The sequence below is a fragment of the Thiomonas sp. TH-17 genome, assembly GCF_057473305.1.
The window spans coordinates 1-7890 of the sequence record NZ_JBYCKI010000007.1 but is presented as its reverse complement, the minus strand read 5'-3'; the positions used below and the strand labels follow the sequence as shown (position 1 = coordinate 7890).

General features: G+C 65.6%; 5 protein-coding genes. 2 read left to right on the top strand and 3 right to left on the bottom strand.

The window, feature by feature from the left end:
* A partial coding sequence (locus AC2VLV_RS00570) for a DEAD/DEAH box helicase (protein ID WP_486988147.1) occupies positions 1-782 on the bottom strand: 782 nt, incomplete at its 3' end.
* A gap of 268 nt (positions 783-1050) precedes the next feature.
* Between AC2VLV_RS00570 and AC2VLV_RS00565 the strand changes: the two genes are divergently transcribed.
* Together AC2VLV_RS00565 and AC2VLV_RS00560 are read left to right on the top strand one after the other, a co-directional pair.
* Complete coding sequence (locus AC2VLV_RS00565; RefSeq protein ID WP_486988146.1) at positions 1051-2082, top strand: peptidoglycan-binding protein; 1032 nt, start codon at positions 1051-1053, stop codon at positions 2080-2082.
* A 203-nt stretch (positions 2083-2285) separates the two neighbouring features.
* Positions 2286-3923: an OFA family MFS transporter gene (locus AC2VLV_RS00560; RefSeq protein ID WP_486988145.1), complete on the top strand. Its 1638-nt coding sequence runs from the start codon at positions 2286-2288 to the stop codon at positions 3921-3923.
* A gap of 10 nt (positions 3924-3933) precedes the next feature.
* Here the strand turns inward: AC2VLV_RS00560 and pbpC are convergent, their stop codons facing one another.
* Together pbpC and AC2VLV_RS00550 are read right to left on the bottom strand one after the other, a co-directional pair.
* Positions 3934-6186: a penicillin-binding protein 1C gene (gene pbpC / locus AC2VLV_RS00555; RefSeq protein ID WP_486988144.1), complete on the bottom strand. Its 2253-nt coding sequence runs from the start codon at positions 6184-6186 to the stop codon at positions 3934-3936.
* The coding region (locus AC2VLV_RS00550; protein WP_486988143.1) for an alpha-2-macroglobulin family protein at positions 6183-7890 on the bottom strand (1708 nt) is incomplete at its 5' end. The genes pbpC and AC2VLV_RS00550, both read right to left, overlap by 4 nt.

Genomic DNA, 7890 nt, shown 5'->3' with positions numbered 1-7890 from the left:
TCCTCGGTGGCCTGCTTGGTGCGGGCGAAGATGATCATGCCATCGAACGGCTCGACCTCCAGAATGCGGGTGAGCGCGTCGAGCTTGTGCAGGCCGCTGACCATCCAGTAGCGCTGCTGAATGTGCGTGGCGGTGGTCGTGGCCGCCTTGATGGTGATCTCCTGCGGATCGCGTAAATAGGTTTGTGCAATTCGGCGGATGGCCGAGGGCATGGTGGCCGAAAACAGCGCCACCTGACGCTGCGGCGGGGTCTTTTTCAGGATGGACTCGACATCGTCGATGAAGCCCATGCGCAGCATCTCATCCGCTTCGTCGAGCACCATGTGCGCGAGCTGGTCAAGCTTGAGCGTGCCGCGCTCCAGGTGATCGATGATGCGCCCCGGGGTGCCCACCACCACATGCGCGCCCCGCTTGAGCGAGGCGAGCTGCGGCACGTAGCTTTGCCCGCCATAGATCGGCAGCACGTTGAAACCCGGCAGATGGGTGGCATAGCGCGCAAACGCCTCGGCCACCTGGATGGCCAGTTCGCGCGTAGGCGCCAGCACCAACGCCTGGGTGTGGCGTGCATTGCAATCGATCTTGGCCAGGATGGGCAGCGCAAACGCCGCCGTCTTGCCGGTACCGGTCTGCGCCTGCCCGAGCACATCGCGCCCGGCCAGTAGCGGCGGAATGGTGGCCGCCTGAATGGGCGACGGGGTCTCATAACCCACATCGCGCAGGGCTTGCAACAACAGTTCGGGCAAGCCGAGTTCGGCAAAGGGGGAATTTTCTTGAGAAGTCATGGATTGTGGGCCTTGAAGACGGCTAAACCTCTATTGTGCGCGCGGCGCCGAAACCTGATGCGAATGTGCAATGCGTCGAAGCTTCAGACCCAAAAGTCACATATCGATACGTTGAAGTACTGAAAAAGCCACATTCTCTCAATGTTGCAAACTGAAATGACACTTATATCCGGAAAATGCAATAAAAACCTTCTAGTATCTGGCCGCTGTACCGCCTTACGTTATGAGGTACATGTGTTTCATCGATAACAACTTGGAGTCCAGATCAATGATTCGTCAAATCAAGCGACTGACAGCCATGGCCGCTGTTTTGTCCCTCGCCGCATGTTCCAGCATGGACATGGGTTCACAGGCTGCAAAAACCGAAGCCACAGGATCGGCGGGTGGCGCCAACAGTCAGAATGCGAATAACAAACTCGCACGCTGCAACGCCCCGCTGGGCACCATCACCGTAGTGGAAGACACCAATACGCCTTGGTATGGCATTCTGACCAGCCAATATCAGTTGGGCCCGACCACCCCGGTGCTCAAGCTCATGATCCAGCAATCGAACTGCTTTGTGGTGGTTGATCGTGGCCGCGCCATGAACAACATGATGCAAGAGCGCGCGCTGGCCCAATCGGGCGAGCTGCGTCAGAACTCGAATTTCGGCAAAGGGCAAATCGTTTCGGCTGACTACACCCTGAGCCCCACCATTACCTTCTCGAACAACAACGCTGGCGGCATCGGCGGCTTGGTCGGCGGCCTGCTCGGCCCGGTGGGCGCCATTGTGGGCGGCAGCGTGAGCGCCAAAGAGGCCAGTACCCTGCTCACCTTGGTGGACAACCGCTCGGGCGTGCAGCTTGCCGCTGCCGAGGGTAGTGCGAAAAATTGGGATTTCGGCGCCATTGGCGGCTTGTTTGGCGGCGCTGCGGGCGGCATCGGCGGCGGTTACGCCAACACGGCGCAAGGCAAGGTGATTGTGGCGGCCTTCATGGATTCTTACAACGGCATCGTCAAGGCCGTCGAGAACTACAAAGCCCAGGAAGTCAAGGGCGGCCTGGGCACCGGCGGCCAACTTGGCGTGCAGGGCGGATCGACCCCAGCCGCACAGCCTGTGGCCGCAACGCAGACCGCCCCCGCAACCATGACACTCAAACAGGCGCAAGAGAAACTCAACGCGCAGGGTTTCCCGGTCGGCACCCCCGACGGCGTGATGGGGCCGAGAACCCGCTCTGAGCTCAAGCGTTTCCAGAAGTCGCGTGGCCTGCCCGAATCGGGCGTGCTCGACCAAGCCACGATCGCTGCGTTCAACCAGTAAACGTAAGAGCAGCCTGCCCGAGAGGGCAGCTCTCGACGAAAGGCCGACTTCAGTCGGCCTTTCGTCTTTTTGACATGCGCAAAACGCAACATGTCAGACAAACTTTGCCAACAAAGTCACAGAATTTCACTATAAAGCGACCTGCAGCGGCAAAAGTTCCTGCCGTCGCACCCCGGGGAACTACGACAAACTTGGAGTCATCAATGGCATCTTCTCTCAGCACAACCCGTCCAAAGCCGGGCCTGCTCGACCGTGAAAGCACGGTTGCAGGTCCCAATTTCAACCGCTGGCTGGTGCCTACCGCCGCGCTTGCGATTCACCTGTGTATCGGCATGGCCTACGGCTTCTCCGTGTTCTGGCTGCCGATGAGCAAACTGCTTGAAGGCACAGACCCGGCAGTGTGCGGCTCGATGGGTTTCTGGGGCCATCTCACCACCACAACCTGCAACTGGACCGTGCCGTCGGTGACGCACATCTTCGAAGTATTCATCGCCTTTCTTGGCATCTCCGCCGCCATCTGGGGAGCCTGGCTGGAACATGCTGGCCCGCGCAAGGCCGGTTTCATCGCCGCGCTGTGCTGGGGCGGCGGTCTGGTGCTCGGCGGTATCGGCGTTTACATCCATCAGCTCTGGCTGGTGATTCTGGGGGCCGGAGTGCTGGGGGGCATTGGTCTGGGGCTGGGTTACATCTCGCCCGTCTCGACCCTCATCAAATGGTTCCCGGACCGTCGCGGTCTGGCCACCGGCTTTGCCATCATGGGATTTGGCGGCGGCGCAATGATCGGCGCACCGCTGGCCGTGGCGCTGATGAAGAATTTCAGCGCTTCGGGCACGCTGGGCGTCGCTCAGACGCTGATCATCATGGGCGTGCTCTATTTCGTGGTGATGTCGGCGGGGGCGTTCGGCTTCCGTGTGCCGCCCACTGGCTGGAAGCCGCGGGGATGGACGCCCAAGGCCAAGGGCGGCAATGCCATGATCACCGACCATGAGGTGCATCTGAACAAGGCGATGAAAACGCCGCAGTTCTGGCTGGTCTGGTGGATTCTGTGCCTGAACGTGACGGCCGGCATTGGCGTGATCGCCATGGCCAGCCCGATGCTGCAGGACGTGTTCGGCGGCCGCCTCATCGGTCTCGACAGCGGCGCGGCACTCGATGCGGCGCAGAAGGCCGCGCTGGTCGCGGCAGCCGGTGGCCTGGTCGGTTTGATCAGCCTGTTCAACAGCGGTGGACGCCTGTTCTGGGCCGCGCTGTCTGACTACATCGGCCGCAAGGCGACCTACGCGGTGTTTTTCGCGCTGGGCGTGGCGCTCTACGCCAGCCTCCCCGCGCTGGGCCATAGCGGCGCAGCAGGCTTGTTCATTCTGGTGGTCTGCGTCATCATGACCATGTACGGCGGTGGCTTTGCCACTGTGCCCGCCTATCTGGCCGACTTGTTCGGCACGCAGATGGTGGGCGCGATTCACGGTCGTCTGCTCACCGCGTGGTCGGTTGCCGGTGTGGCCGGGCCTTTCCTCATCGCCGCCATCCGCCAGACCCAGATCGACGCCGGTGTGGCGAAGAACCTGGTCTATGACCGCACGCTCTACATCCTGGCCGGGCTGCTGCTGGTGGGCTTCATCCTCAACCTGCTGGTGCGCCCGGTGGCCGCCAAATACCGCATGACGCCGGAAGAACTCGCCCGCGAACGCGCGCTCAAGCACGAAGACCGCATTGCCGGTGACGCCGAGCACGCGGCACGCGGCAGCTTTGGTCTGGTCGGCGTGCTGGCCTGGGCCGCTGTGGGCATTCCCTTCTTCATCGGCGTTTATATCGCGTTGCAGAAAGCGGCTGTGCTTCTCTGAAGGTGACGGTTCAGCGCCGGGCGGGAAGCCCGGCGCCGCGCACTTCCAGCACGATGCTGTCGAGCAGGGCGCCACGCGCATCGACCAGGGCGATCTGGTGCCGACCCGGCAGCGGAAACCAGGGCAAGCGCGCGCCACGGCCCAGAGGGCGCCCATCGACTTGCCAGCGCGCATCTGCGGCAGAAGCGGTCAGTTCGACGCGCTGATGTTGCGGCGGAATATCGGGATCGAGCGCAAGCACCGTGCCGTCCGTCGGGGCGGTGATGCGGTGGGCTGCGACCGAGGGCGCGGCGGTTTCACCTCGTCCAGCGTGCAGCCTCACCCCAGCGCTCAAACCGGCTGAACGGGTTTGCGCGCCCAGCGCAAAGCGGCTCTGCGCCGTGCCGGGCAGAAACCATTCGCGGCGCGGCGCTTCGCCCTGTTCATCGAAACGCACCTCGACGCGCTGCAGGCCAGGCGGCGGCGCGGGCTGGCGGCTGGGCGCTTTGGCGTGCAGGGACCGCATCACCGCGACCCAGACGGGCGCGGCGCCGCTGACGCCGCTGACCTCGTGCATGGGCGCGCCTGCGGCGTTGCCGACCCACACGCCCACGGTGTAGCGCTGCGACCAGCCCACGGCCCAGTTGTCGCGCATGTCTTTGCTGGTGCCGGTTTTCACCGCGGTCCAGAAGCGGGTGGCCAGCAGGCTGTCGGTGCCGAAGGTCGGCGCGCGGGCGTTGGGGTCGGAGAGGATGTCGCCGATGATCCACGCCGCGCCAGGATCGAGCGCTTGCCGCGCCGCACTTTTCTGTCCCGGTATCAAGGTGACGGGCGACACCTTGCCGCCATTCGCCAGGGCGCGATAGGCATTGGTGAGATCGCGCAGCGACACCTCGGCCGCGCCCAGCGCCAGGCTGTAGCCGTAGTAGTCGCCAGGCTGTGCGAGTTGCACGTCCAGCGTCTGCAGTTCGCGCGCAAAGGCATCGGGCGACACCATCACCAGGGTGCGAACGGCCGGAATGTTGAGCGACGAAGCCAGCGCGGTGCGTACACTGACCCAGCCTTTGAAGCGATGGTCGTAGTTCTGCGGAATGTAGAGGCCCGAAGCGGTAGGGATCTGCGTGGGCGTGTCGTCCAGCAGCGAAGCGGCGGTGAGTCGGCGCTCGGCAAGGGCCTGGGCATAGAGCAGGGGTTTGAGGGTGGAGCCGGGCTGGCGGCAGGCGGTCACGCCGTCCACCTCGGCAGCCAGGCTGTAGTCGCCCGAAGAGCCAACCCAGGCCCGCACTTCGCCGCTGGCGTTGTCGAGCACCAGCACTGCGCCGTCCTGCACGTTGCGGCCGCTCAACTCGCCGAGCGCCTTCAACAGGGCCGCCTGCGCCACGCGCTGGATACTAGCGTCAAGGGTGGAACGAATCTGCGCGGGCGGCCGCCGGCCTGGCGGCGTGTTCAGGGCCACCAGCTTGCGTCCCAGATGCGGCGCTATGCCGCTGCTCGCGGCAAACTCGCGCCGCTGCAGCGCGGCGGCGGTTTCCTGCGGCAGCCCGGCGCAGAGTTCGGAGGATGGCAACCTCTGCCCCTGCATCTCGCGCAGCACGCCGCAAGCGCGCTGCGCGACCTTGGTCGCAGGCGCATTGGGCGCGCGCACCAGCGCGGCGGTGATGGCGGCTTCGCGGGCATCCAGGCCTTGCGGGGCTTTGCCGAACAGGGTGCGGGAGAGCGCGTCGATGCCGACCACATCGCCGCGAAACGGAGCGAGGTTGAGGTAGGCCTCCAGAATCTGATCCTTGCGCCAATGCCGCTCCAGTTCGGTAGCGGTGATGGCCTGGCCGATTTTCTGCCCCCAGTCACGTCCTCCGGCCTTGATCCGCAGATCGGCGTCGAGCAGGCCCGCAAGCTGCATGGTCAGGGTGGACGCGCCGCGCGTGGTGCGGTGAAACAGATGCCCCCAGGCCGCGGCAGACACCGCCCGCCAGTCCACCCCGCTGTGCTCGTAGAAGCGGCGGTCTTCGCTCAAAACCAGCGCGGTGCGCAGCGCCGGCGACACTTCGGAGAGCGCCACCCATTGGCCGCGCCGCACCGTGGGGTCGGTGCGCAGGCGCTGCACGACCTCGCCGTGGCGGTCGAGGATCAGGGTTTCGGAAGGCCGGAAGTCGCGCCGCACTTCGGCGAAGGCGGGCACGGCGGCAGCGGCAGGTTGCGACACCAGCAGCGACGACGCCAGCATCGCGCCTGCCAACCGCGTCAGCCGTAACCGCAGACGCAGCCGTCGCGCGGCTTCGCTCATGGCCGCGCTCCAACCTCGAAGCGGGCATTCGGCGCCTCGCCGAACATCTCGGGCGCATACATGGCTTCCACCCGCGTGGGCGGCAGGGCGAAGCTGCCCACGGCGTTCAGCCGCAGGGTGTATTGCAGGCTGACCTTGCCTTTGGGCAGATAGGCGTAGTAGCTGCGGAAGGCGCTGAAGCTGCGCTCTTCATAAGCCTCCCAGCCGTCGCCCTTGTCTTCCTCACCGCGGGTGGCGATTTCCGAATCGCGCCCCAGACCGCCGCCCAGAATGGACGCGCCGCCGGGAATGGGGTCGGAGATGACCACCCAGCTCATATCGCTGCTGGCGTTGACCTCAAGTGTGACGCGCACCACGTCGCCACGCGACCACTTGCCGGGCACGGCCTGCTCTACCGCGGTGAGGGTTTTGCGGATGCCATAGCCCGCATCGAAAGCCGTCTTCAACGGCACCGCCGCCCAGGACTGCACAGTTACCCAAGGCTTGCCGCTGCCTTGCTGCTGCACCTGCAGGGTTTGCGCGGTCGCCGACGGCCAGGGGAGGAACACGGTGTTGTTCGCCCAGTTCTGCGCGGCATTCGGTGCGCCGAGGATGCTGCGGGCGTGCATTGCGCCGCTGACCGAAGCGGCAGTCACCGGAGCGACCTTGCCCCAATCCACCGCGCCGCTCTCTTGCCCCAGCGTGACGCGGGTCATGCCCTGCACTGGCTCGGACTCAAAGGTGCGCGAGAACTGCTGCAGCGCGAGCGAACCCCATAGATTGGCCGTAGTGGTGGACCACGCGCCGCGTTGCTGGCGGGCGATGAAGCCGCTGGCCAGACGCGGCAGTTCGCCCTGCCAGGCCGGGTTGCGCATGACCAGCAACATCAGCCGCGCGGTGTTCACATCGCCGCCGGTCATCAGCCACCACCAGGCATCGCTGCGCTCGGTGTTGAATATCAGCTTGGTTCCCTGCCAGCTCAGGCGGGCCTTGAGAATGCTCTCGGCCTCGGCCATGCGCTGCGCGCGCTCCGGCACATCGGGCAGGCGCTGGAGGATGGACAGCCAGTCGATCACGGCACTCGTCGGCCACTGATTGGGCGCAAGGGTGAGGCTTTCCAGCAGGCGCGGCTGCGCCTTGCCGTCGCGGGCCAGGGCTTCAATGGCGGTGAGCTTGCGCACGTCGAGATCGGCGCGCGGCGCCCAGAAGCTGCGCTCCACCCGGCCGGCCACGAAGGCGGCCAGGCCAGACTGCATCTGCGCCTTGAGATCGTCGGGAATGACAAAGGCCGGATCGAGCTTGGATGCCTCATCCGACGCGGCCAGCAGGTAGGCGGTGAGCACGTCGCTGCCGTGATTGCCCTCGCCCTCGCGTACCGGGAAGTAATTCGCCAACCCGTCGGCGTCGAGATAGGTGGGCAGCGCGGCCATCACCGCCTGCCAGCGGGCCGCGTCCATCAAGCCGATGGCGATGCTGGACTTCTGCTCCAGACAGCCGTAGGGGTAGCGGCGAAACCAGTCGCGCACGCCGTCCAGCCCGGCCACCAGGGTGGGTTGCATCGCGAGTTTCACCCCGCCGCGCGGCCGCCCGAAGGCGGGGTGCGCCCCCTCGGGGGGCAGCGACCGCGTAGCGGGAGCGTGGGGGCCCGCCACCCCGCCGCGCGGCCGCCCGAAGGCGGGGTGCGCCCCCTCGGGGGGCAGCGACCGCGTAGCGGGAGCGTGGGGG

Excerpts from the sequence above, each read along its gene's own strand:
- AC2VLV_RS00565 (WP_486988146.1), top strand. The coding sequence starts at position 1,051 with ATGATTCGTCAAATCAAGCGACTGACAGCCATGGCCGCTGTTTTGTCC.
- AC2VLV_RS00560 (WP_486988145.1), top strand. The coding sequence starts at position 2,286 with ATGGCATCTTCTCTCAGCACAACCCGTCCAAAGCCGGGCCTGCTCGAC.
- pbpC (WP_486988144.1), bottom strand. The coding sequence starts at position 6,186 with ATGAGCGAAGCCGCGCGACGGCTGCGTCTGCGGTTACGGCTGACGCGG.